Genomic DNA, 24,207 nt, shown 5'->3' with positions numbered 1-24,207 from the left:
TCAGTATTCCAGCGGTAAAGATATTGTCTTTCCGTCACGTGCCGAAAGATATGCAGCGATGAGAAGTTCTAGAGATTTCAGGCCTTCTCGTCCATCTGTCTCGGCTTCGGCTTCTCCTCTGAGTGTTTCAATAACGTTTTTATAATATGAAGGGTGCCCAAAGCCGTAAACTGAGGTTGTCTCATAATTTGCTTGTTGGATATCCTTGTCATAATCCTCTGGTTCGTCAAATTTCCAAAGTTGGATATCGTTTACCGCTACGCCACCGACGCGCACAGATCCTTTTTCACCTAGAATTGTAATACTTCCTTCTAGGTTCTCCGGGTAGGTGAGCATTGTTACGCTCATAGATCCTAGCGCACCATTTCGCCATTTTACGTTCAAGACACCTGTATCCTCGACTTCGATGTCGCGAGTGGTGCTCATCATGGCCTGGACCTTATCAACGGGACCAATCAGCCAATCAAGCAAATCCACGTAGTGGCTTGCCTGGTTCATAAATGCTCCGCCGTCGAACTCCCAAGTGCCACGCCATTTACCTTGATCGTAATAAGATTGGGGGCGGGTCCAGAATACATTCAGATGTACCATGTGAATTTTTCCAAACCGCTTTTTATCAACAGCCCGTTTGAGGAGTTGTAAAGTGGTGTTCAGACGGTTTTGCTTTACGACAAACAGGTGAACATTTGCGTTGTCGCATGCTCGAACCATGCGAACACCATCTTGCCAACGTGTTGCCATCGGTTTTTCAGTCATGACGTTCACGCCAAATTTAGCTGCCAGTTCTGCTTGGTTGGCGTGAACTCCACTCGGAGTGCAAAGCACCACCAGGTCGATTTCCTCTCCCGTAAGCAGCTCTTCCATCGAGCGATATGCAGGCACACACAATTTTTCAGAGTGTTGCCGCAGAACAACGGGGTCACTGTCGCAAATAGCGGCCAACTCTATGTCATTCGGATATTTCTCGATTGAGCCGAAATGATTTCGGGAAATACGACCGCATCCAACGACTGCGGTCCGAATTTTTCTATCATTTATGACAGGGAGCATGCTCAAGCTTTCACTATATTTTCGCAAGGTTCTAGATAAATTCCGCGGGTGTCCACAATAAGTTTCGCATTCTCTTGGAGCATGGGATAATCGAACTTGTGATGGTCCGTTGTGAGAATGAGTGCATCGTAACTAGAAATAATATCAGGGGATAAAGCGACGCTACTCAGATCAAAATTGTGCTCCCGCATATGCGGGAAGGAAGGAACGTGCGGGTCTGAGTATTCGATATCCGCTCCTTTCTCTTGTAGAAGCTCCATAATAACAACGGCTGGGGATTCGCGCATATCATCCACGTTCTTCTTGTAAGCAATGCCAAGCACAAGAATCTTTGCGCCTTTAAGAGACTTTCCGCGCTCGTTGAGCGCATCCATGGTCTTACTTACAACCCAACGTGGCATGCTCGTGTTCACTTCACCGGCAAGTTCGATAAATCTGGTGTTCAGATCATATTCTCTTGCCTTCCACGTCAGGTAGAAGGGGTCAATTGGAATGCAATGACCACCGAGTCCAGGGCCTGGATAATACGGTGTGAAACCAAATGGTTTTGTTGAAGCAGCTCTTATTACCTCATGTATGTCAATCCCCATCCGATCCGCCACTATTTTCATTTCGTTGACGAGCCCGATATTGACAGCTCGGTGAATGTTTTCGAGCAGCTTGGTCATTTCAGCAGCTTTTGTGGAAGATACGGGCACGATTTTGTCTATTGCTGGTTGGTACAGTGCTTTTCCCACTTCCAAGCATGAGGCAGTGTGCCCTCCAACAACTTTGGGGATGGTTTTAGTTTCGAACTGTGAGTTCCCTGGGTCTTCTCTTTCAGGGGAATAAACCACGAAAAAATCGATCCCAACTGATAAGCCTCTGGATGTCACACGCGGCACCAATTCCTCCTCTGTCGTGCCTGGGTAAGTTGTGCTCTCGAGTGAGAGAACTTGCCCTGCGCGCAAATAAGGAAGGATCATGTCAGTAGTGTTGGTAACAAAACTTAAGTCAGGCTCGCGGTATTTGTTCAATGGAGTGGGTACGCAAAGAATAAGAGCATCCACTTCATCTGCTCTTGAGAAATCTTCCGTAGCCTCAAACCCGTTTAAATATGCGTCAGATATTTTTTTTGATTCAATATGTTCAATGTAGCTCTCATTTTTATTGAGTTTTCTAACTTTATCCGAGTCTACGTCAAAACCTATTACCTTAAATCCAATTTGAGAGTAACGAAGCACCAATGGGAGTCCAACGTAACCAAGTCCAAATACACCAATCTTTGCTGACTTATCACTGAGTTTATTGATCAGTAGTTTTTTCATTCTTCTAAGTTCGCTTCTACAAAGTGTGTGAATTTAAATGGAGCGGTTCACGTTATGTTCTTGTTCTGGGTGGGTCGTTTATATTATGGCTAGTAAACGATTCAACCCAGCGGCTATAGCATTCGTCAAGAATAATTTGCAACTCGAAATGTGCTACTAGCATTCGGGTTTTCTAACACTTGGTTATTGCTTCGGAAGGGAGTTAGGTGTTTTGCTCAATGAGTGTTTCGCACAGCGAACTCGTGGGCTATAAACAGCTGAAGAGCGAGTACATTCGCTGAATGGCGGAGAGGGTGGGATTCGAACCCACGGTACTATTGCTAGTACAACGGTTTTCGAGACCGCCCCGTTCGACCACTCCGGCACCTCTCCGCATGTGTGGTCTGGCGTTCGAGGCGCTGTTTAACGATCCTTAAGCCAGAATGCAAGAGGGAAAACGTATTTTCCGGGAACTCTTTTGTCGGCCGGGTCGGGCCGGTGTGCGGGATCAAAGTTCTGCCATGCGCTTTTGCGGTGGCCAAAGCCCGGAAACGGCGCGCTTTGCGGTTGACTCTGGCGGGCGAAAAAGGTATCTCAGCCGTCTCTCGCAGCGGTTCGGTTTCAGTTAGCAGCGACACCGAAGCGCGCGTGTGCGTTTCCAGAATGATTTTTCAGGAACTATATCGATGTATGCAATCATCAAAACTGGCGGCAAACAGTATAAAGTTGCTGCCAACGACGTTATCAAAGTCGAAAAGATCGCTGCCCAGACTGGTGACACCGTGAAACTTGAAGAAGTTCTCATGGTTGCTGGCGACGGTGCGCCGAAGGTTGGTGCTCCGTTGGTCAAGGGGGCTTTTGTGAATGCAGAAGTTCTCGAACAGACCAAGGGCGACAAGGTGATCGTTTTCAAGAAAAAGCGCCGGCACAACTACCGTCGCAAAAATGGTCATCGCCAGAACCTGACTGTTCTGCGCATCACGGACATCACGGCCTGATCGGCCGGGATGCAGTTTTAGGAGAGTTTCATGGCTCATAAGAAAGCTGGTGGTAGCTCCCGTAACGGTCGCGACTCCGAAGGTCGGCGCCTCGGCGTCAAGAAATTCGGCGGCCAGACGGTTGTTGCAGGTAACATTCTCGTTCGTCAGCGTGGCACCAAGTTCCATGCCGGCGACAATGTTGGCCTGGCCAAAGACCACACCCTGTTTGCGACGGCTGGCGGCAACGTCCAGTTCAAGTCGGGCTTCAAGGGTCGTACCTATGTATGTGTCGTTCCGGCCGAGGCGTAAGCCTCCCGTCGGCTGCGCTCATCCGTAGCAAAGATTTCGAGGGAGGAATGAGCAATCATTCCTCCCTTGTTTTATGTGTTATATGAAAATTTCCCGAGCCGTCGATGCGAGGCGATCTGTTTCGAAATCGCGATCCGGCCGGGCGGAATGATTGACGGGCATCGCCCAAAGGACCGGTTATGAAGTTTCTCGACGAAGCAAAAATCCACGTACGCAGTGGCCGCGGCGGTGCCGGTGCGGTCAGCTTCCGGCGCGAAAAATTCATCGAATATGGTGGCCCGGATGGCGGCGATGGCGGACGCGGCGGTGACGTGATTGTCGAAGCGGTCGAAAACCTCAACACCCTGATCGATTTCCGTTATCAGCAGCATTTCAAGGCCGAAATCGGCATGCATGGCATGGGCCGCAACCGTACCGGCCGGTCGGGCAACTCAATCACCATCAAGGTGCCGGTCGGAACGCAGATCCTTGAAGAAGACCGCGAAACCCTGATTGTCGATATGCTTGAACCCGGGCAGACCTTTGTGCTGTGCCGGGGTGGTGATGGAGGCCGGGGGAACACCCATTTCAAATCCTCCACCAACCAGGCCCCGCGCCGTGCGGAAGAAGGCTGGCCGAACGAGGAAATGTCGGTCTGGCTGCGCCTTAAACTGATTGCCGATGCTGGTCTGGTCGGCTTACCCAATGCGGGGAAATCCACCTTCCTTGCCGCATCGTCAAGCGCACGTCCGAAAATCGCCGATTATCCCTTTACCACCCTGCATCCGCAGCTGGGTGTGGTCGAGATCGATGATCACGAGTTTGTTCTGGCCGATATCCCCGGTCTGATCGAAGGTGCATCCGAGGGCAAGGGCATCGGGACCCGGTTCCTCGGTCATATAGAACGTTGCGAAGTCCTGCTGCATCTGATCGATTGTGCTGACGAAGACCCGGTCGGAACCTATCGCACGGTGCGCGAGGAGCTTGAAGGTTACGCCGATATCCTGATCGACAAACCCGAAGTCGTCGCCCTTTCCAAGGCCGATCAGCTTCTGCCGGAAATGGTCGAGGAACAGCGCGAAATCCTTGAAAAGGGGATCGGAAAGAAAGTCTTTATCGTGTCCGGTGCCACCCAGCAGGGGGTCAAGGAAGTCCATCGCGAATTGCGTCGCCACATCATCGGTGAACGCGAACGCCGCGCGATGGAGGGCCGCGAAGACGAGGGCTTCCAACCGTGAGCCTTGCAGATGCAAAACGCCTGATCATCAAGGTTGGATCGGCCCTTCTGGTCGATGAAAATACAGGCAAGCTTCGCCGCGCCTGGCTCGAAGCACTTGCCGATGACGTCGCCCTTCTGCGTGAACGCGGGGTCGAGGTCATTGTCGTATCAAGTGGTGCGATCGCCATGGGGCGGCGTTTGCTCGGGCTTGATCACCGCACCATCAGCCTGGCCGACAAACAGGCCGCTGCCGCGACAGGCCAGATCAGCCTGTCGCAGGTCTGGCAGGAAGCACTGGGCCGCAATGGCCTGATCATGGCGCAGGTTCTGGTGACCCTTGAGGATATGGAAAGCCGCCGCCGTTACCTTAATGCGCGTGGGACATTGAATGCGTTGCTGGCACGCGGTGCGGTACCGTTGATCAATGAAAACGATACGGTTGCGACCGAAGAAATCCGCTTTGGCGATAATGACCGTCTTGGGGCCAAGGTCGCGCACATGATTTCGGCTGATACGCTGGTATTGCTTTCCGATATTGATGGCCTCTATACCGCCGATCCGCGCAAGAACCCGGATGCGACCCTGATCCCGACCGTGCGCGAACTGACACCTGAAATCATGGGCATGGCCGGTGCTGCGCCGACGATGTACAGCTCCGGCGGGATGGTGACAAAGTTGCAGGCCGCCGAAATCGCGATGAAAGCCGGGTGCCGCATGATGATCGCGCGCGGCACGATCTATCATCCGCTAAAGGCGCAGCTTGATGGCGGCCCCCATACCCTCTTTCTGCCCAGCGAAAGCCCGCTTGCGGCACGTCGCCACTGGATCGCAACGTCGCTTTCGGCCCGTGGGGCGATCATCGTTGATGGTGGTGCGGCCAAGGCGTTGCGTGCGGGTAAAAATCTGCTGGCGGCGGGGATTTCCGGTGTTGATGGCAGCTTCAAGCACGGCGATGCGGTACGCATCCTTGATGCGGATGGTGCCGAAATCGGACGCGGCATCTCGTCCTATTCGGCCGAGGAAACCCGCATGATCAAGGGGCATTCTTCTCAGGAAATCGAAACCGCATTGGGATATAGCCGTGGCAACGCGGTCATCCATTCCGATGATCTGGTGATTGCCGACCAATAGATGCCGGACATGGGTTTTGCGACAAAGGGGTAGCCATCGGCTGCCCCTATTTTGCATCCGGATGATAAAAGGACTGCATGCGGACGTTTTCGGGGGCGAGGGTGCCGTTTCCGGCAATCACCTGACCTGTTTCAAGGATAATCCCCCGTCCCTCGCCAATCCCCTTTAAAACCGCGCCGCGTTCATCGGCAATCGGGTGGCGAAATGATCCGCCCGCGCCAAGCTGCACATCGCGGACAATGATATTGCCAAGGATCTGGCTGCCATCACCCAGAACGGATAAGCCGGAAATATGGATTGACCCGCGATAACGGCCATCTGATCCGATAATGATCGTTGCACCGGGCTGGTTGGTGGCAACATGGACGCATCCCTAGCCAAACAGATTGCCATTGCCGATCGTGATCAGTCCTGTCTGGGCATCAATCACCGTGTTGCCGTAGAACGTATTTCGGCTGCCAATTTCAAGCATCTCCGGGGAGGTGGCATCAAGCCGGACGGCAGGATAGAAAATATTGTCGCGCCCGATCCCGGCATGGATGCTGATCAGGGTTGAAAACGGATCGAGGATGACATTGCCGGTCCTTGTCAGCGCCATAAGGGCCGATATCGACAGATAGCCAAGTTTGCTGCGTTGCTGGTCGATCAAATCGATCAGGCCGGATTGTGTGATATCGCCTGTCATGCGGTTTGTCCCTGTCTCGGTCTTGCCGTGACGCTATCACAAAAATCGTGCCTGTGATCAGCCACAAAAAAAGGCTGCCATCGAAGGAAGGCAGCCTGATTTTTGCAGCAATGCTGAAGATCGCAGTGATCAGGCTTAGGCAGCCTGATCGGCCAGTGCGCGTGCCATCTGGCTCAGCGCTTCCTGGTGTTTTTCGTGCTTGATGCTGGCAAAGTTGCGCGCCAGTTCAAGGCACATGCGCTGACGCGCATTAAGCTCGGTTTCCTGGTTGCCGTCGAGACCTTCATAGAAGTAGCTGACGGGAACGCCCAGGACCTGGGAGATTTCGTAAAGACGACCGGCAGAAATGCGGTTGATGCCGCGCTCGTATTTGTGAGCCTGCTGGTAGGTGACGCCGATCAGATCGGCCATCTGCTGCTGGGACAGACCCAGCATGATGCGACGTTCGCGAATACGCTGACCGACATAACGGTCCGTATCGGTTGCGCGATTAGCACGTTTCGGTTCTTCGTTTGATACAATCTCAGTCATTGCATATTTTTCCGTTATCAACCGCCAGTTATTGATTCCCACTCGGGACGCTGTCAGGCTTGTTAATTTCGCCTATTTATTACAAGCAGGTTGACCCGGTTTGAAGGTTGTCTGCTTGCAAGAAATATCTGAACTTTGGTCAGATAGAAGTCTCAGCGATCCGCCAGAAGCTAGCTATATAGGTCAATTCGCCTGTCGTTGTCTAGTGCGTTAGGCGAAAAAAAGACATGGCTTTCTGAGCCGTAAGGTGTGGAATGACGTGCATAGCTGGCATGCAATTCCTGAATGACCGCAGGTTGCAAAAGGTTTTCCTGAGGTAGGAGCTGTCCCAAAAGCTGCGCCCAAAATGCTGCACTGCCCCCAGGATCATGGGGTTCAAGCCATGCGCCGCCGTTCTGCGCGATTTCCCGTACAGGCGAAACCAGTGCAGTGACATCCATCCCGATCCCGGCAGGGCCGTCTGTTCCACTACTTGCAGCGTCGGGCCTGCGGGCCGGGGGCAAGGGGATCGGCGTTATCGCTGTCATGTCATTTTGCGGTTTTGTGCGTTCAACCGGGGTATTTAACTGGCCTTATGCAAGGGACTCCGTTCAAAGGGGCGTGAACCCGGCAAAAATTGCCGCCTTGCGACAGGTGCCGGGCGGTGAAAAACGTTAATGAAAAGTTTATGCAGGAATGATGCCGCAACACATGCGGGCAAAAACAAAAAAAAAGCCCCGGAAAATCCGGAGCTTTCTGCGTGATGCTTTGAAATGAAAGGGTTTGGGGCCGTTTACTTGCTGGCCTTGTTGTTGACCAGACTGTTGAGCTGCGCCTGCATGGCTTCAAGCTGGCTTTTCAGGTCATCAAGGGATGCGTCATTTTTTGCCGGTTTGCCGTTTTTGGCTGCCTCGGCACTCGCATTGGCCTTGTCTGCCTCTTCCTGAAGGAAGGGCGAAAACATCTTCATGGTCTGTTCAAACAGCGCCATGTTCTGCTTGTTCATTTCCTCGAACTGGCCGAACGGGAAAATGCCCTGCATCGTGCCCTGCATATATTCGCGCATCTGTTCCTGATTATGCGCAAACGACCGCATGGCCTGTTCCAGATAGCTTGGCACCAGACCCTGAAGGCTGTCGCCATAGAATCCGATCAATTGACGCAGGAAGCTGATCGGCAAAAGATTCTGCCCCTTGTTTTCTTCCTCGACAATGATCTGTGTCAGGACCGGACGGGTGATATCCTCTCCGGTCTTGGCGTCATAAACGACGAAATCGGTATTGTCCTTGACCATCTGCGAGAGGTGGTCAAGCGTCACATACGAACTGGTCGCAGTGTTATAAAGGCGGCGGTTCGCGTATTTCTTGATAACGACGCGATCCTGATCATCTGATTTTTTCGTGGTCATGACGTTATTCCCTGCTTCCCTGTTTCCCGGACGTCTGGCTTGGGCAGTGCGGTATGAAATACCTTGTTTGCGTTTGCACAAATCTGAATGTTGCGCAGCATTTTGAATTTTGCGTCTGCTCAAGCGTGCACAAGAGTGCCGTGTAAATTCCAATGTGTCCAGTGTTCAACGCGATGTGCGCTGCGAAAAACAACCTCTGGTCCCTGTTGTTGCCGCGCAGCAATGGATTTCGTTTTCGCACGCGTCCGAACCGCCTATAGTGATCGAAAGTCACAAGGCGCATTTCATCTGCGTGATCCGAACCAGAACCGGGGGAAGCAGCCGTGTCCGAAACAGGGGCGAAAAAGGATCAGGATCCCGACGATCTGCCCAATGACAACCTCGATGATGAACTTGATGATCGCCTTGATCATCTGGCCCGGCAGTTCATGGATCTCTGGCGCGAACAGGTCGCCGCAACGGCCGATGGTGCCGACGCAGCAAGTGCCATCGGTCGGCTTTATGCATCGCTCGGGGCCGATACTTCGCGCATCGGCGAGGGGTTCGAGGCATGGGGCAAGCTGATCGGGCAACTGGCGACCGGCCAGAAACCCGGGGCTTTTCCCGGTGCTCTTTCGGGGCCTGTGCCGGGTGGGGTCCCCGGAATGATGTCCGGAATGATACCCGGTATGACGCCCGAAACGCTTCCGGAAATGATGAAGGGCACACCGATGGACCCGGCGGCCAATCCCATGGCGGCCATGATCCATCAGATGTCAAAAATGGCGATGCCCGGAATGACCGGCACGACCAGCAAGGCCAATGTCGATAAAAAGGCCGATCCGGGCACGACCGTCAAAGAGGCTGGTAAGGCTGAAGCGACCAAAGGCAAGACAGGCAAAAGCAATAAATCGGGGCAGGGAAAAAATGAGCGCGCAAAACCGACAGCAGACAAACCCGCCGAAAAGGGCAAGCAATCGTCGCGCCGGGCCAAGGCCGCTGGCGATGCATCTGGCAGTCGAGATGACGAGTTGGTTGAGCTCGCGCGCCGCCTTGCCGATCTTCAGGAAACAATATCTGCCCTGGAGGCCGGAACTGCAGGATCGGGCGAAGAAGCTCCTGAGCGAGATGGAAAACCATTATCCTGACGATATCGCGCAGGCCCTTGATCGCGTCGCCTTTGCCAGTCAGTCAGCGTTTCATGACGGTGTTCGCGCCTATCAAAAACATGGCTATAAACGCGGGACCGATGATGCGCCCGTAATCTGGGAAGACGGCGCAACCCGCATCCGCGATTACGGCGCAGTCGAAGAAGCCAAGCCCAAAAGCCCGCTTGGCATTGTTGTGCTGGTGCCGTCTCTGGTGAACCGTGGCTATATCCTTGATCTGAATAAAAAACGAAGCTTCGCACGTTTTCTGGCCAAGGCCGGATATCGGCCGCTTCTGGTCGATTGGGGCTATCCCGGCGAAGAAGAAACCCATTACGGCCTTGATGATTACATCGCGGGCCGTCTGGTCACCGCCCTTCAGGACATCGCCGATATGAATGGCGGGCCGGTGCCGATGATCGGTTATTGCATGGGGGGCGTGCTCACGCTGGCCGCGACCTTGCTTGACCCCGCACAGGTATCGCGTCTGGTCCTGCTGGCAACCCCCTGGGATTTCATGGCGGCTGGCCCGACGCAGGGCAGGATTGCCGCGGCCTTCGCGCCCTCTTTGCCCCATATGCTATCGATCCATGACAGCCTGCCGGTCGATGTGCTGCAAAGCCTGTTTGCCAGCCTCGATCCCTTTATGATCGGGGAAAAGTTCCGCCGCTTTGCCTCCATCCCCGCCAATTCGGCCAAGGCCGATGATTTCGTCGCGCTTGAAGACTGGCTGAATGACGGTGTGCCGCTGACCCGCCGGGTGGCGATTGATTGCCTGATTGGCTGGTATGTTGAAAACAAACCGGCCAAGGGCGAATGGCAGATCGACGGCATTGATATCAACCCGGCTGATATCAGTTGCCCGACCTTGGCCGTGATCCCCGAAAATGACCGGATCGTCCCGCCTGAAAGTGCACAGGCCCTTTTCGCAAGCTTGCCGGAAGATGTGCGAACCGAACTGCACCCATCGGCAGGTCATATCGGCATGATGGTCGGATCGCGCGCGGAAAAATCAACCTGGGGACCGGTGCTCGACTGGCTGGCGGAAACGCAATAATCAGAAGCCGGTTTCGGGCGCCACCGTCGGCTTGGTTTGCCAACGTAGCGTCAGGCGCGCAAGGGCGGCAATGATCAGCAATGTCAGGATCACCCGCCCGACCAGAACGACCCAGATATCCGCACCAAGGGCCAGCATGATCGCCGTATCCTCAATCAGGGAATGCGACAGCGACAGCCAACTGAGCGAGAGGAAAAGCGTGCGCGGCGGGAAGTTCTTTTTACGCGCCTCGTCAATGATCAGCGCCCCGCCATAAGTCAGGCCCAGCAACACACCGATGGTCGTTACCGGGGCGACGTCGCGCGATAATCCCGAAACCCGCAGGATCGGCATCATGCCGCGCGTGATGCGCTCGGTAATGCCGGTTTTATCAAGGATATCGAGCAACACCAGCAATCCGACAATCACGCCAAAGGTCACGACAAGCGATTTTATCGTCTGGATGGTCCATTCGACCCAGCCATCCATACCGGTGGCGACCACAGCCGTCTCGCCGCCCGCCATCCAAGAAAAATCAACCGGCTCGGAAAGCCAGCCGGTGGTATTGCTGATCCATGTGACCAGTGCGGCGTAGAACACCGCCGCGCCAAGCCGAAGGGCCGTGGTCGTGATCAGGCTGGCCCCGGCGCGTTTGACAATCGCCTGTTCGACTGGAAGCCCATGGGCAAACAGCATCATCGCGCAAAGCGCGCTTAGCTGGGCGGCTGTCATATCCAGATGGGCGGATAACCCGATAAACGCCCCGACCGCGCCATACATGCTGACCAGCGCACATGTTGCCCAGATCAGACCGGCTTCGGGCGGTAATCCGATCAGGCTCATGATGGGGGACAGCAGGTCGGATGCAAAGGCAACCGCGCCGAATTCATCGGCAATCCGCACAATGATCATGACGGGTAACATGACCTTGATCAGGGTGATGAACAAACGCTGGCTGCGGTTTAGCAAATTCAGGAAATAGCGATGCATGGGGCGCGAGGTTCCGGGCTTCTTGGGTGGTACGAAGGGCATATGTGGGGCAGTCATTTAACGATGCGCATCCTCGCACAGTCGATATATTATTGTGCGGCGAAATCACGTGTTTCCGTGCAATAATAAAGCGTACTTTCATCATACCGCGCTTCGGAGTTGCATATATTGGCCGACCTTGACCGTATCGATACCAAAATCCTTCGGATATTGCAGGAAAGCGCGGATATCGCGAATGCAACGCTTGCCGATCATGTTGGCCTGTCACCATCGGCCTGCTTGCGCCGTGTTGCCAAGCTGCGCGAGGCTGGCGTCATTCGCAAAACCGTGGCGGTGATTGATCCCGCGCTGGTCGGACGGCCATTAATTGCGGTGATCAATCTGGAATTTCATCGCCATGGCAACCGCTACCGGCAGGACTTCATCAAAAAAGTCCGCACCCTTGAAGCCGTTCGGCAATGCTACCTTGTCACTGGCGAGGTCACCGGTGTTCTGGTCCTGCATATGCGCGACATGGCGGAATATACCGCCCTATGCGAAACCCTGTTTGACGCGGACGACAACATCGTCTGGTACCGCACCTATATCGCGACAGAGGTATTAAAGGATGAAGTCGGGGTTGCGTTATAGCCGTTTCAGGCAAACTATGAGGATAACGATCTGCGCGGATTTGCCCGGCCCATACACCCGGAAACAAAACTGTCCGAAAGTGGTGCGTATCAATGCTTGGCTTTTTGTTGCGTCGCGATAAGATCGTAGGTGGATTGCAGGTCCGATCATCAGGATCGTAAAGGTCCGGGGAAAAACGTATTCAAGATATAATCGGAGGGTTTCATGACAGACGTCGTAATTGTGGGTGCCGCACGCACACCGATCGGCGCTTTTAGCGGTTCGCTGGCCAATACCCCAGCACACGAGCTTGGCGCTGTTGCCATCAGGGCGGCTCTGGAACGTTCCGGTGTCGAGGCGGATGCCGTAAACGAGGTTATTTTCGGTCAGGTCCTGACCGGCGGGGCCGGACAGAATCCGGCACGCCAGGCGGCAATCGCTGCTGGCATCCCCGATACTGCCACCGCCTTTGTCATCAACCAAGTCTGTGGATCGGGCCTTCGCACCGTTGCCCTTGCTGCCCAGCAGATCATGGCGGGTGACGCTAAAATCGTCGTTGCCGGTGGTCAGGAAAACATGTCCATGTCGCCGCACGTTGCCAATCTGCGTGCCGGTCACAAGATGGGTGATGTCAAATTCATCGACAGCATGATCAAGGATGGCCTGTGGTGCGCTTTCAATGGCTATCACATGGGCAACACCGCGGAAAACATTGCCACTAAATGGCAGATCACCCGCGAAGAACAGGATGCCTTCGCGACCGCGTCACAAAACAAGGCCGAAGCCGCCCAGAAATCCGGCCGCTTCAATGATGAAATCGCCCCTGTTACCCTTTCCTCGCGCAAGGGCGATGTGGTCTTTGATGCCGATGAATATCCGCGTCCTGGTGCCAGCCTCGAAGGCATGGCGAAACTACGCCCGGCCTTTGATAAGGAAGGCACGGTAACCGCCGGTAACGCATCGGGCATCAATGACGGGGCCGCTGCCCTGATCGTGATGTCCGCCGACGAAGCCGCTAAACGCGGCCTGACCCCGCTTGCTACGATCAAAAGCTGGGCGACCGCCGGTGTTGATCCGGCTGTTATGGGCTCCGGCCCGATCCCGGCATCGCGCAAGGCACTTGAAAAAGCCGGTTGGTCGGTTGGTGATCTTGACCTGATCGAAGCCAACGAAGCCTTTGCCGCACAGGCGATTGCGGTGAACCGTGACATGGGCTGGGATACCGACAAGGTTAATGTCAATGGCGGGGCGATTGCCCTTGGCCATCCGATTGGTGCATCGGGCGCACGCGTCTTTACCACCCTGCTTTACGAAATGCAGAAACGCGATGCCAAAAAGGGCCTTGCGACATTGTGCATTGGTGGGGGCATGGGGGTCGCACTGTGCGTCGAACGCTGATCGCTTCGAACCATCTGATTGGATGAAACGTGCAGGGCGGCCTCCTTTGGGGGCTGCCCTGTTTGTTTACCCGAGGATGCAGATGAAATTCGACCAGAGTTTACGCATTTTACGTGACATGAATCATGGATGGGAAATAAAGTTACATTTATAATTGATTTTGTGGATTAAAATTTCGCATGTCGTAGAAGGGCAAACTACGGGATACCGATACATGAATTGGATGACTGAAGTTTAGGGAGGCGACCATGACAAAAACGGCACTGGTAACCGGTGGCACACGCGGAATTGGCAAGGCGATCAGCCTGGCGCTCAAGGAAGCGGGCCATACGGTTGTTGCAAACTATGCAGGCAATGATGACGCTGCCCGCGCTTTCACCGAAGAAACCGGCATTGCGACCTTCAAATGGAGTGTTGCCGATGCCGATGCCTGTGCGGATGGCATTCGACAGGTGGAATCCGAACTCGGGCCGGTTGATATTCTGGTCAATAACGCGGGGATTACGCGGGACGGCTTCATGCACAAGATGTCGGTTGACCATTGGCAATCGGTGATCGAAACGAATTTAAGTTCGCTGTTCTATATGACCAAGCCGGTGCTTGAAGGCATGCGCGAACGCGGGTTCGGGCGGGTCGTCAATATTTCGTCGATCAACGGTCAGGCCGGTCAGCTCGGCCAGACCAACTATTCCGCCGCCAAGGCTGGGGTGCATGGTTTTACCAAGGCACTGGCACAGGAAGTCGCGCGCAAAGGTATTACGGTCAATACCATCGCGCCGGGTTACATCAATACCGACATGGTCGCCGCCGTTCCGGAAAAGGTTCTTGAGGGCATCATCGCGAAAATCCCGGTTGGTCGTCTTGGCGAGGCCGAGGAAATCGCGCAGGCCGTGCTGTTCCTGTGTGGCCCGAATTCCGGCTTCATCACCGGTTCCTGTCTGTCGCTCAATGGCGGGCAGCATATGTTCTGATCGTACTTCTTGCGCTCACTCTCATCAAAACACCCCGCAGCAATCCTGCGGGGTGTTTTGCATTTACAATCACGCTTTTAGAACATCCCCGGTCGGCACAATCTTGGCAAACGCATCGGCCAGAATGGCCAGTTCGGCGCGGTGCAATTCCTTGGCCGGGATAGTAGCGTGGTCGGATGTTGCGGGCAGGTCGCGTGTGGTTGCTGCATCCCCCGCGATGGTGACCTGCAATCCCTGTTCGTTGGCGGAACGTGCGGTGGTCGACACGCAGACATGTGTCATGAAACCGGCCAGCACGACATGTTTCAATCCGGCCTGATCAATCAGGTCGCGCAGATTAGTCCCGCCAAAGGCATTGGGTACATTCTTTGTCAGAACCGGCTCGCCGTCGCGCGGGGCGACTTCATCCATGATCTTGGCATACGGACCTTCGGGATCAAACAGACCCTGCCCGTGATGCTGGATATGGATCAAGGTGCCGTTCTGCGCGCGCCAATGGGCGATCAGGCGGGCCACATTGTCCAGTGCAGGTTCAAGCCCTGATAGCTTCAACCTGCCACTGCGATATTCTTCCTGGGCATCGATCACGATCAATGCAGCATCCCGCGCCGATCCGGTCGGAAGTTCAACGCCAAGAATTTCAAAGATGGATTGTGCACTCATGGTGGCTGTCCTTTCAAAGTCATTTGAATGGCCTGATCATGTATCTGCATGTTTGCAGTTTAAATCCGTCAATTCGCAGATATGATCTGCGCATATGCAGAAATTATAACCGGGTGATGATCCATGGATTGGGAAGCCTTGCGGACATTCGCCGTCGTTTGCCGCGCAAATACCATGAGTGCCGCCGCACGCGAGCTTGGCGTGAACCAGACGACAATCGCGCGTCGTATTGCCCGGCTTGAAGAAACCACCGGCTTTCCCGTTCTGCTGCGTCGGGATGGCCAGATGCGCCCGACATTGCGCGCACAAAGCCTTCTGAAAACCGCAAGGGCGATGGAGGCCGAAGTCAGTACCTTGCTCGAAGCAAATGGCACTCTGTCGGAAAAGGTAGCCCGTCCGGAAATATCGGGTGTTGTTCGCGTTGCCGGGGTGGATGTGATTTTTGAAAACTGCATTGCCCCGCGTCTGGGGGAACTGACATCAAATCATCCGTCCCTTTGCGTCGAACTGATTGGCGGCAACCGCAATCTAAGTTTGCCGCAACGTGAAACCGATATTGCGCTACGCCTTGCCAGGCCTCAAACCGGGGCATTTCACATCCGGAAAATCGGTGTGATGGAATACGGTATTTATGGTCCCGCCGGGATGGATGACCCGACCACTGCACCATGGGTCGATCTTGACGACGCATTTGCCGACAAGCCCGAACAGATATGGCTCAACCGCCATTTCCCCAATCGCCACACCATCAGCCGTTCCAATCGCGGATCCATCATGGCGACGATGGCATGTTCGGCCAATGCCTTTGCCCTGTTGCCAAGATGTTTGGGAGATCGCCTCGCGGGGCTGACGCGCAAACCCGATATCGAGCCGGAGGGACGCGAAATCTGGCTCCTGATCCATCAGGACATGCGCCATGTGCCGCGTGTGCGGGTTGTTGCCGAATGGGTGTCTGATGTGCTGATTGGCAATCCGGCAATTAAATCCGTGTGATCCTGCATTGTTCGTTTGACAGTCCGCTGTATTGGTTGTGATTGTTGAAGTGCTACAACTTATGATATTAGTGGGGCGGGCCATGGACGAGAACAAAAAATACACATCGGCCAACCGTGCCGCATGGGATGCCTCTGCACCATTGCATGAAGCCGGTGAAACCTGGCAACGACTTTTGGCCGAGGTTGCGAAAGCCGATTTCTCGACGTTCGACGAAACCTTGCGGGAAACGTTGGAGGATGTCGGTGTCGTGGGAAAACGCGTCGTGCAGGTGTGCTGCAATAACGGTCGCGAAGTGCTGTCCTTGTCGGCCATGGGCGCAAAAACTGTGCTTGGGATTGATCAATCCGATGCATTTCTCGCGCAAGCCCGGAAACTGGCGCATCTATCGGGACGGAAATGTGATTTTCTCAGTGCTGACATTTACGAATTGCCGGAAGATACGCCGGGCGATTTTGACCTTGGTTTGATTACCATTGGTGTTCTGAACTGGATGCCGGATTTGAAACGTTTCTTCTATGCCGTCTCAGGGCTGCTGGCTCGGGATGGGGTGCTCGTTATCTATGAAACCCACCCGTTTCTTGAAATGTTTGATCCGACTTCTGCCGATCCGTTTTCACCGTCGCAATCATATTTTGAGCGTGGACCGCACGCAAACGAAGATAGCATCACCTATGACGGATCTGATGGCGGGCAGGGGCCGGTTTCATGGTGGTTTTCCCACACGATGGGCGAAATCGTGTCTGCGGCTGTCGCTGCCGGATTAAAACTGGAACGTTTTAACGAATATCCGCATTCAAATCGGGAAACTGAATTTGATATCTATGAAGACAGGAAAGTCCAGATCCCGATGTGCTATACGCTGGTGTTGCGAAAAGAACGGTAATTCAAAACATCCTATCAGGCGTTATTTATAATAATGGCTGTGCCGAACTTGCTGTACTCGGCAACAGTTCTGGCATTGGGGATATCATTATCCAATGCTTTCTGCCGCGCTGAAGGCTGGTCATGTCCGTGGTCAAGCCACCGCTGAACAAGACGCTTTTCCAAAACCGCAAGCGGTGTGTCGATGAACAGGGTCAGGTCGAACAGGCCTGCCAACTGGTTCCACGGCGACTGGTTGAGCAAAAGATAATTGCCTTCGACCAGCACAATGCGATGGCGTTTTGAAACGCATCGGGCCGATCCGCGTGACAGTTCCAGATGGCGGTCGAATACCGGGACATAAACATCGTCATCATCGGTACGGATCGCTTCAAGCGTGCGTTTGAAGCCGCCGGTATCAAACGTTTCCGGCGCACCTTTACGCGGCAGCAGTCCCCGCGCAGAAAGGATGGCATCATCGAAATGATAGCCATCCATCGGCACGACAACAGCCCCGGCTTCATCACCCCCCAGATGGTGATGAAGCCGTTCGGACAAAGTCGATTTGCCCGAGGCTGGTGCTCCGGCGATCGCGACAAGGAGGCGTCGATCACCAATCTGTCTGTCCCTGATCATCGCCGTCAGGGTGTCGATATCCGGCACCATGAATTCAGGCCGCCGCAGATATTTCTGGCGGCTCCTTTGCTCCGGTCATAAAGGCGACCGCGTCCGACATGCTGTAATCATCAGGATTGATCGTGCAAAGCCGCTTGCCCAAACGATGAACATGGATGCGATCCGCCACCTCGAACACATGGGGCATATTGTGCGAAATCAGCACAATCGGCATGCCGCGCGATTTGACATCGGCAATCAGTTCCAGCACCCGGCGGCTTTCCTTGACCCCAAGGGCCGCGGTCGGTTCATCCATGATCACGACGCGAGATCCGAAGGCCGCCGCACGGGCAACCGCAACCCCCTGCCGCTGCCCGCCCGAAAGCGTTTCGACCGCCTGATTGATGTTTTGGATCGTCATCAGGCCAAGCTCGGAAAGCTTTTCGCGTGCGATGCGTTGCATTCCTTTATGGTCAAGGGCCCCGAAATATTTGCCCATAAAACCCGGTTTGCGCAGCTCGCGCCCCATGAACATGTTATCCGCAATCGACAGGGCCGGCGAAAGCGCAAGGTTCTGATAAACTGTCTCGATCCCGGCTTCGCGGGCTTCCATCGGTGATGAAAAACGCACCGGCCTGCCATCAAGCTCGATCACGCCTTCGTCCACCGTGATCGCCCCCGAAAGCGCCTTGATCAGGGATGATTTTCCCGCACCGTTATCGCCGATCACCGCAAGGACTTCACCGGGATAAAGGTCAAAATCCGCGTGATCAAGTGCGGTCACCCGGCCATAGCGTTTAACGATACCGCGTGCGGTCAGGACAGGTTTTTTATCCGTGCTCATGACGATACCTTTCTGATCCACTGGTCGATTGCAACGGCGATAATCGTCAGCCAGCCAATCGCAAACACCTGCCAAAGAACATCAACCCCGACAAGCCGAAGCCCCGAATTGAACACCCCAACGATCAGCGCCCCAATCAGCGGCCCGATGATCGACCCGCGCCCGCCAAACAGCGAAATGCCGCCAATCACAACTGCGGTAATCGATTGCAGGTTTGCTTCCTGAAAACTTTGCGGCGAGACCGAGCCAACACGCCCGATCGATGCCCACGCACCAATGCCACAGACAAGCCCGGCAAGGCCATAAACCATGATAAGCGTGCGGTTGGTGCGAATGCCTGAAAGTTCGGCGGCTTCCTTGTCATCGCCGATGGCATAAACATGCCGGCCCCAACTGGTATGGTTCAGGATGTACCAAAGGACGGCAAAGATGACGAGCATCAGGACCGAGCCATAGGTGATCCGCGCCCCGCCAATCGCGATGCTTTCGCCAAAGAATTTCAAAAGCGGTGCGATTTCATCCAGTGTCTGGCTACGGATCGACTGCGCGCCCGAAAGCCAAAGGTTCAGCGCAAAGAAAATATTCCACGTGCCCAATGTCACGATAAAGGGCGGTAACTTGATGCGGGTGACGAGAAACCCGTTCAGCATCCCGGCCAGAATGCCGCCGACAAACCCGATCAGGATGGCAAGCGGTGCGGGGACGCCAAGCGTGATCGCAAGTTGCCCCATAATGACCGACATCAAAACCATGATCGCACCGACCGAAAGATCAATCCCGGCGGTCAGGATCACAAGGCTTTGTGCGGCGGCCAGAATGCCGATGATCGAAACCTGCTGCACAATCAGCGACAGGTTGAACGGCGAAAAGAACTTCGGTCCCGCCAGTGCACCAAAGATGATAATCGAAATGACAAGGACGATCACCGGCACCATCGTCGGATTGCCATGCAGGAAATGTTGCGTGGCATCCAGAAAGTTCCGGCTTTTATGGTCGAACTGCGCAACCGCCTTGTCGCTGGCGTCAAGCGTCTGTTCGTATTCCTGTTTCGTGCGAGATGTGCGAGCAGGTTCGCTCATCGCTTCCTCCCGGCTTGGTCGTGAACATGGGTTGCGAAAAATCATGCACAACAGTTCATCAAATGCCCCCGCCGGTTCTGATGACCGGCTTGGATCGGGTAGGGGCAGACCAAGTGTAACCTTTTTGTGGGACAAGAGGGCGGCGTTTATGACCGCCCTCCTCGAATATCAGATCGTCACGCTAAGGGGCTTAGCCCCAGCAGCGTTTCATGCCTTCATCGATATCAATCGACGGAACACCTTCGGCTGGATCACCGGTCACAAGGTTGACCCCGGTATCATAGAAGTTAAGACCTTCGGTATTGGCTGGTTTTTCACCGCTTTCGGCCCAGGCCTTGATCGCCTCGATACCCTTATAGGCCATATCAAGCGGATATTGCTGCGATGTTGCGCCAATCACGCCATCCTGAACGTTCAGAACGCCCGGGCAACCGCCATCGACCGACACGATCAGAACGCCGTCTTCCATGCCAAACGATTTCAGCGCCTCATAGGCACCGGCGGCTGCCGGTTCGTTGATGGTATAGACGACATTGATTTCGGAATCCTGCTGTAACAGGTTTTCCATCGCCTTGCGGCCGCCTTCCTCGTTGCCGTTAGTGATGTCATGGCCAACGATGCGGGGATCATCTTCGTCACCGATTTTGTTCGGGTCCTTGATGTCGATCCCGAACCCTTTCATGAAGCCCTGATCACGCAGAACGTCAACCGATGGGGCACTTGGCGTCAGGTCAAGAAACGCGATTTTCGCATCCGAGGCCTTGTCGCCGAGCTTGGCAGCGGCCCATTGGCCGATCAATTCGCCCGCCTTGAAGTTATCGGTGGCAAAGGTCGCATCGGCGGAGTCGATTGGCTCAAGCGGGGTATCAAGTGCAATGACGAGCAATCCGGCATCACGCGCCTTTTTGACAACCGGCACAATCGCCTTGGTGTCCGATGCGGTCAGAAGGATACCCTTCGCACCCGATGCGATGCAGGATTCAATCGCCTGCACCTGGGTTTCATGGTCCCCATCGATTTTACCGGCAAAAGTCGAAAGGTTGACACCATTGGCAACCGACGCGGCCTGCGCGCCTTCCTTCATTTTCACAAAGAATGGGTTGATGTCGGTTTTGGTGATAAGGCAGGCACCGATTTCATCGGCTTTGGCAGCATGCGGTGCAGCGGCAAGGCCAAGCGCAAGCGCCCCAAGGGTGGCGCCAACAAGAGTCTTCTTCATCTGTTTCCTCCCAGGAATAACCTGATATTCAGCCCTTTGGGCCGGATTTGTTCATTTTGCGACAGGTGGAACGTATCGTTACGCACGTCTTTTGTGCCTGTCTGTTGCCTACGACACACCAAATGCTCGGGGCTGTCAATTAATAAATCCGATTGATTTATTAATTAATCCTGTCACTCTCAAACCTATTCGGGCAATAAAGAACCCGAGTGGGAGGATAAAAATGACACCTTCACTGTATATCAACCCGGACATTGCCGGGGATGAGGGACAGGGAGCGCGTCCGCTTCATCCGGGCGGGGGTGCGAACCAGTTACGCGTGCGCGCCTATAATGAACGGCTGGTCCTGTCACTGGTGCGACGCAATGTCGGATTGTCGAAGGCCGATATTGCCCGTCTTTCCGGACTTTCGGCGCAAACCGTTTCCGTGATCATGCGTGCGCTGGAAAAGGATGGCTTGCTCAAACGCGGCGATCCGGTGCGCGGCAAGGTTGGCAAACCATCAATCCCGATGGCACTTGATCCCGATGGTGTTTTCTCCTTCGGCCTTAAAATCGGGCGACGCAGCGCTGAACTGATCCTGATGGATTTTGTCGGGACTGTCCGCGCCAGCCTGAACGAAGCCTATAAATACCCGACCCCGGACGGCATCCGCAAATTCGTGCGCGCCTCGGTCGAACAATTGTCGCGCGGCCTGTCAACCATGCATCGCCAACGCATCGCCGGGATCGGCATTGCCGCCCCATTCGAATTATGGAACTGGGTCGAAGAAGTCGGAGCCCCACCCGAAGATATGAGTGCCTGGCGTGAAGTCGATCTGATCGACATCATCGGCGAAATCGTGCCGTTCCCGGTCTTTCAGCAGAATGACGCCACGGCGGCCTGCGGGGCGGAACTGGTATTTGGGGCAGGGCCGAATTATTCCGACTTCGCCTATTTCTTTATCGGATCGTTCATTGGTGGCGGGGTGGTGCTCAATCAGGCGCTTTATGCTGGTAAAACCGGCAATGCCGGGGCCTTTGGCTCGATGCCTGTCCCGTCGCGATCCGGTCATCCCAGCCAGTTGATCGATCAGGCATCCATCTTCGTGCTCGAAGAAATGCTGACCCGCGAAGGCCGTGATCCCGCCCTGCTTTGGAAGGATCCCGATTACTGGCATCAGCTTGGCGCAACCCTTGACCTCTGGATTGACCATACCGCACGGGGCCTGGCAATCGCCATTACCTCGGTCTGTTCGGTGATTGATTTCGAAGCCGTCATTGTCGATGGCGGCTTCCCCAAAGATGTCTGTGCCAGAATCGTCGATGCCACGCGCAAGGCCACCCTCAAACTCGACCTGCAAGGCATCGCCCCCCCGCATATCGAACAGGGTGCGGTCGGCAGTGCCGCACGTGCCATCGGTGCCGCCAGCCTGCCACTGTTTTCGCGCTATCTGCTTGATCAGAACGTCCTGTTCAAGCAGATGGCCTGATCAGGACCGGATCGTCAGAACCGATCCTTCCGCCCGCGGATTTCGGCAAAAATCTCGGTGGCGGTTGCGTCTTCCATTCCAAGGTCGCTGGCAACCGATGCATGATCGGCGCGCAGGAACGGGTTGGTTGCCAGTTCCTTGTCCAAGCGTGACGGAATGGTTGGAATACCGCGTGCGCGCAGATCGTCAATTTCCGCGCAGCGCGCCTTAAGCGCCACATTGCCGGTTTCAATCGTTGCGGCAAACCGGGCATTGGACTGGGTATATTCATGCCCGCAATACACCAGCGTCTCGCCCGGAAGGTTGCGAAATTTTTGCAGGGACTGCCACATCTGGGCTGGCGTTCCTTCAAACAACCGCCCGCAACCCAGTGCAAACAGGCTGTCACCGGAAAACATGGCCGATACCGCCGGAAAATAAAACGCAATATGGCCGCTGGTATGGCCCGGCACGTCAAAGACCTGCCCGGAAAGCGCACCAATCATCACCTCATCCCCCTCGGCGACCGTCTGATCCATGCCGGGAATGCGCATGGTTTCGGCCTTGGGGCCAATCAGTTTCGCGCCATATCTGGTGATCAGTTCGGCATTGCCGCCGATATGGTCATTGTGATGATGGGTATTGATCACGATATCAAGCGGCCAGCCACGATCTTCAAGCGCGCTTATCACCGGGCCTGCCTCGCCCGGATCGACAATCGCGGTCGTACCTGTTTCGTGGCAGCGCACAAGATAGGTGTAATTATCGGAAAGGCACGGAATGACAAAGACATCGCCTGCGGACATGGCCGACCTCGCGTGTGTGAATGGAATATGCGCCAAGCCTATCAGCTTGCGGCTTCTTAAAACAATCACGCATCGTGCAAGGTTTTTGCGCTTCAATCCAATCAGAAAAGGCTCTAGGCTATTTTCATGCGTCAGGATGTTGTTGATCTTCACCGTTTTTATGCCGGAAGCCTCGGGCAGGCTGCTCGCCGCCTGATCCGTCGCCGCTTGCGCGTGATGTGGTCGGATGTCCGCGGCATGCGCGTGCTGGGTTTTGGTTATGCCACGCCCTATCTGCGCCCCTTCATGGGCGAGGCAGAACGCGTGCTGGCTTTCATGCCCGGCCAGCAGGGTTGTGTTCCTTGGCCCGTGGGCGATCCCAATCATGTCGCCCTTACCGAAGAAACCATGCTGCCGCTGCCCGATAGCTCGGTCGACCGCATCCTGCTGGTGCATCTGGTCGAACATTCCGATTCCATGCGCCGCCTGATGCGCGAATGCTGGCGGGTATTGACCCCCAACGGCCGGATCGTGGTGGTCACACCCAACCGAAGCTCGCTCTGGTCCTGGTCGGAAAATACGCCCTTTGGCTTTGGCCATCCCTATAGCGTGTCACAGCTTCAGAACCTGATGCGCGAAAACATGTTCCTGCCCGTGCAGCACAGCCGCGCCCTTTTCCTGCCCCCGACCCAAAGCCGGTTTCTGCTGCGCTGGTCGCAGGCATTCGAAAATGTCGGATCGCGTCTGTTCAAGGCCTTTGCCGGGGTTTCGATTGTCGAAGCGGGAAAACAGCTTTACGCCAGCACGGGCACCCCGGCGCGTAAACGCAGGCTGGTACATATCCCTGTGACTGTTCCGCCCCTGCGCCCGGCGGACGGCAATCATTCGAGTGGCAACCATTCCAGCGGAAATCACGCTGACATTGCGTGCGAAACCGCATTGCCTTGTACCGAACCTCTGCCCGCCAACCCCAAATCCTGATCACAGGCGGCAGTTCCGTGCGACGA

At 55.0% G+C, this 24,207-nt stretch carries 27 protein-coding genes and 1 tRNA gene; 13 read left to right on the top strand and 15 right to left on the bottom strand.

The annotated features are described in order from the left end of the window. The 3 genes from P8T57_RS05540 to P8T57_RS05530 form a co-directional block, all read right to left on the bottom strand. Entirely contained in the window at positions 1 to 1,050 is a 1,050-nt protein-coding gene (locus tag P8T57_RS05540; RefSeq protein WP_341364837.1) for a Gfo/Idh/MocA family oxidoreductase, read from the bottom strand. 2 nt (positions 1,051 to 1,052) lie between these two features. After that, entirely contained in the window at positions 1,053 to 2,357 is a 1,305-nt protein-coding gene (locus P8T57_RS05535) for a nucleotide sugar dehydrogenase (RefSeq protein WP_341364836.1), read from the bottom strand. A 282-nt stretch (positions 2,358 to 2,639) separates the two neighbouring features. Further along, positions 2,640 to 2,729: transfer RNA gene (locus P8T57_RS05530), tRNA-Ser, on the bottom strand. Between the two features lie 293 nt (positions 2,730 to 3,022). Between P8T57_RS05530 and rplU the strand changes: the two genes are divergently transcribed. The 4 genes from rplU to proB all read left to right on the top strand — a co-directional run bounded on the left by rplU (position 3,023) and on the right by proB (position 5,954). Beyond that, positions 3,023 to 3,334, top strand: coding sequence for a 50S ribosomal protein L21 (rplU, locus tag P8T57_RS05525; RefSeq protein ID WP_341364835.1), 312 nt, complete (start codon positions 3,023 to 3,025; stop codon positions 3,332 to 3,334). A 30-nt stretch (positions 3,335 to 3,364) separates the two neighbouring features. After that, positions 3,365 to 3,625 carry a 50S ribosomal protein L27 gene (gene rpmA / locus P8T57_RS05520; RefSeq protein WP_007090141.1) on the top strand — a complete coding sequence of 87 codons (261 nt, stop codon included), beginning with the start codon at positions 3,365 to 3,367 and terminating at the stop codon, positions 3,623 to 3,625. Between the two features lie 179 nt (positions 3,626 to 3,804). Further along, complete coding sequence (obgE, locus tag P8T57_RS05515; protein WP_007090140.1) at positions 3,805 to 4,842, top strand: GTPase ObgE; 1,038 nt, start codon at positions 3,805 to 3,807, stop codon at positions 4,840 to 4,842. Continuing rightward, on the top strand, positions 4,839 to 5,954 hold the full coding sequence (gene proB, locus P8T57_RS05510) for a glutamate 5-kinase (RefSeq protein WP_110252801.1): 1,116 nt from the start codon (positions 4,839 to 4,841) through the stop codon (positions 5,952 to 5,954). Before obgE ends, proB begins: the two co-directional genes overlap by 4 nt. 46 nt (positions 5,955 to 6,000) lie before the next feature. Here proB and P8T57_RS05505 read toward each other — a convergent pair whose 3' ends face one another. The 5 genes from P8T57_RS05505 to phaR form a co-directional block, all read right to left on the bottom strand. Continuing rightward, a complete protein-coding gene (locus tag P8T57_RS05505; RefSeq protein WP_341364834.1) occupies positions 6,001 to 6,183 on the bottom strand; it encodes a hypothetical protein in 183 nt (60 codons plus the stop codon). A 144-nt stretch (positions 6,184 to 6,327) separates the two neighbouring features. Beyond that, on the bottom strand, positions 6,328 to 6,639 hold the full coding sequence (locus P8T57_RS05500) for a hypothetical protein (RefSeq protein WP_341364833.1): 312 nt from the start codon (positions 6,637 to 6,639) through the stop codon (positions 6,328 to 6,330). 135 nt (positions 6,640 to 6,774) lie between these two features. Further along, on the bottom strand, positions 6,775 to 7,170 hold the full coding sequence (locus P8T57_RS05495) for a helix-turn-helix transcriptional regulator (RefSeq protein WP_007090137.1): 396 nt from the start codon (positions 7,168 to 7,170) through the stop codon (positions 6,775 to 6,777). Positions 7,171 to 7,340: 170 nt separating this feature from the next. After that, positions 7,341 to 7,610, bottom strand: coding sequence for a hypothetical protein (locus P8T57_RS05490; RefSeq protein ID WP_063093177.1), 270 nt, complete (start codon positions 7,608 to 7,610; stop codon positions 7,341 to 7,343). 332 nt (positions 7,611 to 7,942) lie between these two features. Next, entirely contained in the window at positions 7,943 to 8,557 is a 615-nt protein-coding gene (gene phaR / locus P8T57_RS05485) for a polyhydroxyalkanoate synthesis repressor PhaR (RefSeq protein ID WP_007090134.1), read from the bottom strand. Between the two features lie 323 nt (positions 8,558 to 8,880). On the opposite strand from phaR, the gene P8T57_RS05480 reads away from it, so the two are divergent. Both P8T57_RS05480 and P8T57_RS05475 read left to right on the top strand, forming a co-directional pair. After that, positions 8,881 to 9,684 (top strand): hypothetical protein, encoded by an 804-nt coding sequence (locus P8T57_RS05480; protein WP_341364832.1) that lies wholly within the window; start codon positions 8,881 to 8,883, stop codon positions 9,682 to 9,684. After that, positions 9,665 to 10,741, top strand: a complete 1,077-nt coding sequence (locus P8T57_RS05475) for an alpha/beta fold hydrolase (protein ID WP_341364831.1) — start codon at positions 9,665 to 9,667, stop codon at positions 10,739 to 10,741. Before P8T57_RS05480 ends, P8T57_RS05475 begins: the two co-directional genes overlap by 20 nt. Here P8T57_RS05475 and P8T57_RS05470 read toward each other — a convergent pair whose 3' ends face one another. Further along, positions 10,742 to 11,767, bottom strand: a complete 1,026-nt coding sequence (locus P8T57_RS05470; protein ID WP_240478716.1) for a nucleoside recognition domain-containing protein — start codon at positions 11,765 to 11,767, stop codon at positions 10,742 to 10,744. It lies immediately after the preceding gene. Between the two features lie 111 nt (positions 11,768 to 11,878). On the opposite strand from P8T57_RS05470, the gene P8T57_RS05465 reads away from it, so the two are divergent. From P8T57_RS05465 to phbB, 3 genes are all read left to right on the top strand, one after another. Further along, positions 11,879 to 12,340, top strand: a complete 462-nt coding sequence (locus tag P8T57_RS05465; protein WP_037987319.1) for an Lrp/AsnC family transcriptional regulator — start codon at positions 11,879 to 11,881, stop codon at positions 12,338 to 12,340. Positions 12,341 to 12,544: 204 nt separating this feature from the next. Then, the gene (locus P8T57_RS05460) at positions 12,545 to 13,717 is read left to right on the top strand and encodes an acetyl-CoA C-acetyltransferase (RefSeq protein ID WP_341364830.1); all 1,173 of its coding nucleotides are present in this window, start codon (positions 12,545 to 12,547) and stop codon (positions 13,715 to 13,717) included. A gap of 248 nt (positions 13,718 to 13,965) precedes the next feature. Beyond that, positions 13,966 to 14,688, top strand: a complete 723-nt coding sequence (phbB, locus tag P8T57_RS05455; RefSeq protein ID WP_037987321.1) for an acetoacetyl-CoA reductase — start codon at positions 13,966 to 13,968, stop codon at positions 14,686 to 14,688. 69 nt (positions 14,689 to 14,757) lie between these two features. On the opposite strand, the gene P8T57_RS05450 is transcribed toward phbB, so the two are convergent. Next, positions 14,758 to 15,351 carry a cysteine hydrolase family protein gene (locus tag P8T57_RS05450; RefSeq protein WP_063093170.1) on the bottom strand — a complete coding sequence of 198 codons (594 nt, stop codon included), beginning with the start codon at positions 15,349 to 15,351 and terminating at the stop codon, positions 14,758 to 14,760. Positions 15,352 to 15,474: 123 nt separating this feature from the next. On the opposite strand from P8T57_RS05450, the gene P8T57_RS05445 reads away from it, so the two are divergent. Together P8T57_RS05445 and P8T57_RS05440 are read left to right on the top strand one after the other, a co-directional pair. Continuing rightward, complete coding sequence (locus P8T57_RS05445) at positions 15,475 to 16,344, top strand: LysR family transcriptional regulator (protein WP_063093169.1); 870 nt, start codon at positions 15,475 to 15,477, stop codon at positions 16,342 to 16,344. Positions 16,345 to 16,426: 82 nt separating this feature from the next. Continuing rightward, entirely contained in the window at positions 16,427 to 17,230 is an 804-nt protein-coding gene (locus P8T57_RS05440) for a class I SAM-dependent methyltransferase (protein WP_341364829.1), read from the top strand. Between the two features lie 14 nt (positions 17,231 to 17,244). Here P8T57_RS05440 and P8T57_RS05435 read toward each other — a convergent pair whose 3' ends face one another. From P8T57_RS05435 to P8T57_RS05420, 4 genes are all read right to left on the bottom strand, one after another. Continuing rightward, complete coding sequence (locus tag P8T57_RS05435) at positions 17,245 to 17,874, bottom strand: nucleoside triphosphate hydrolase (protein WP_341364828.1); 630 nt, start codon at positions 17,872 to 17,874, stop codon at positions 17,245 to 17,247. A 4-nt stretch (positions 17,875 to 17,878) separates the two neighbouring features. Further along, entirely contained in the window at positions 17,879 to 18,667 is a 789-nt protein-coding gene (locus P8T57_RS05430) for an ATP-binding cassette domain-containing protein (protein WP_341364827.1), read from the bottom strand. Beyond that, entirely contained in the window at positions 18,664 to 19,746 is a 1,083-nt protein-coding gene (locus tag P8T57_RS05425) for an ABC transporter permease (RefSeq protein WP_037987328.1), read from the bottom strand. Before P8T57_RS05425 ends, P8T57_RS05430 begins: the two co-directional genes overlap by 4 nt. 190 nt (positions 19,747 to 19,936) lie before the next feature. After that, the gene (locus P8T57_RS05420) at positions 19,937 to 20,965 is read right to left on the bottom strand and encodes a sugar ABC transporter substrate-binding protein (protein ID WP_037987330.1); all 1,029 of its coding nucleotides are present in this window, start codon (positions 20,963 to 20,965) and stop codon (positions 19,937 to 19,939) included. Between the two features lie 223 nt (positions 20,966 to 21,188). On the opposite strand from P8T57_RS05420, the gene P8T57_RS05415 reads away from it, so the two are divergent. Then, entirely contained in the window at positions 21,189 to 22,436 is a 1,248-nt protein-coding gene (locus tag P8T57_RS05415; protein ID WP_139189971.1) for an ROK family transcriptional regulator, read from the top strand. 14 nt (positions 22,437 to 22,450) lie between these two features. Here P8T57_RS05415 and gloB read toward each other — a convergent pair whose 3' ends face one another. After that, positions 22,451 to 23,221, bottom strand: coding sequence for a hydroxyacylglutathione hydrolase (gloB, locus tag P8T57_RS05410; protein WP_341364826.1), 771 nt, complete (start codon positions 23,219 to 23,221; stop codon positions 22,451 to 22,453). Between the two features lie 126 nt (positions 23,222 to 23,347). Between gloB and P8T57_RS05405 the strand changes: the two genes are divergently transcribed. Continuing rightward, positions 23,348 to 24,181, top strand: coding sequence for a class I SAM-dependent methyltransferase (locus P8T57_RS05405; protein ID WP_341364825.1), 834 nt, complete (start codon positions 23,348 to 23,350; stop codon positions 24,179 to 24,181). The last annotated feature ends 26 nt before the right edge of the window (positions 24,182 to 24,207 follow it).

The sequence above is a fragment of the Thalassospira sp. SN3W genome (genome assembly GCF_038070535.1).
Lineage (GTDB): Bacteria > Pseudomonadota > Alphaproteobacteria > Rhodospirillales > Thalassospiraceae > Thalassospira > Thalassospira xiamenensis.
Note: the sequence above shows the minus strand (reverse complement) of the source record. Positions and strands in the feature narration are given on the sequence as shown.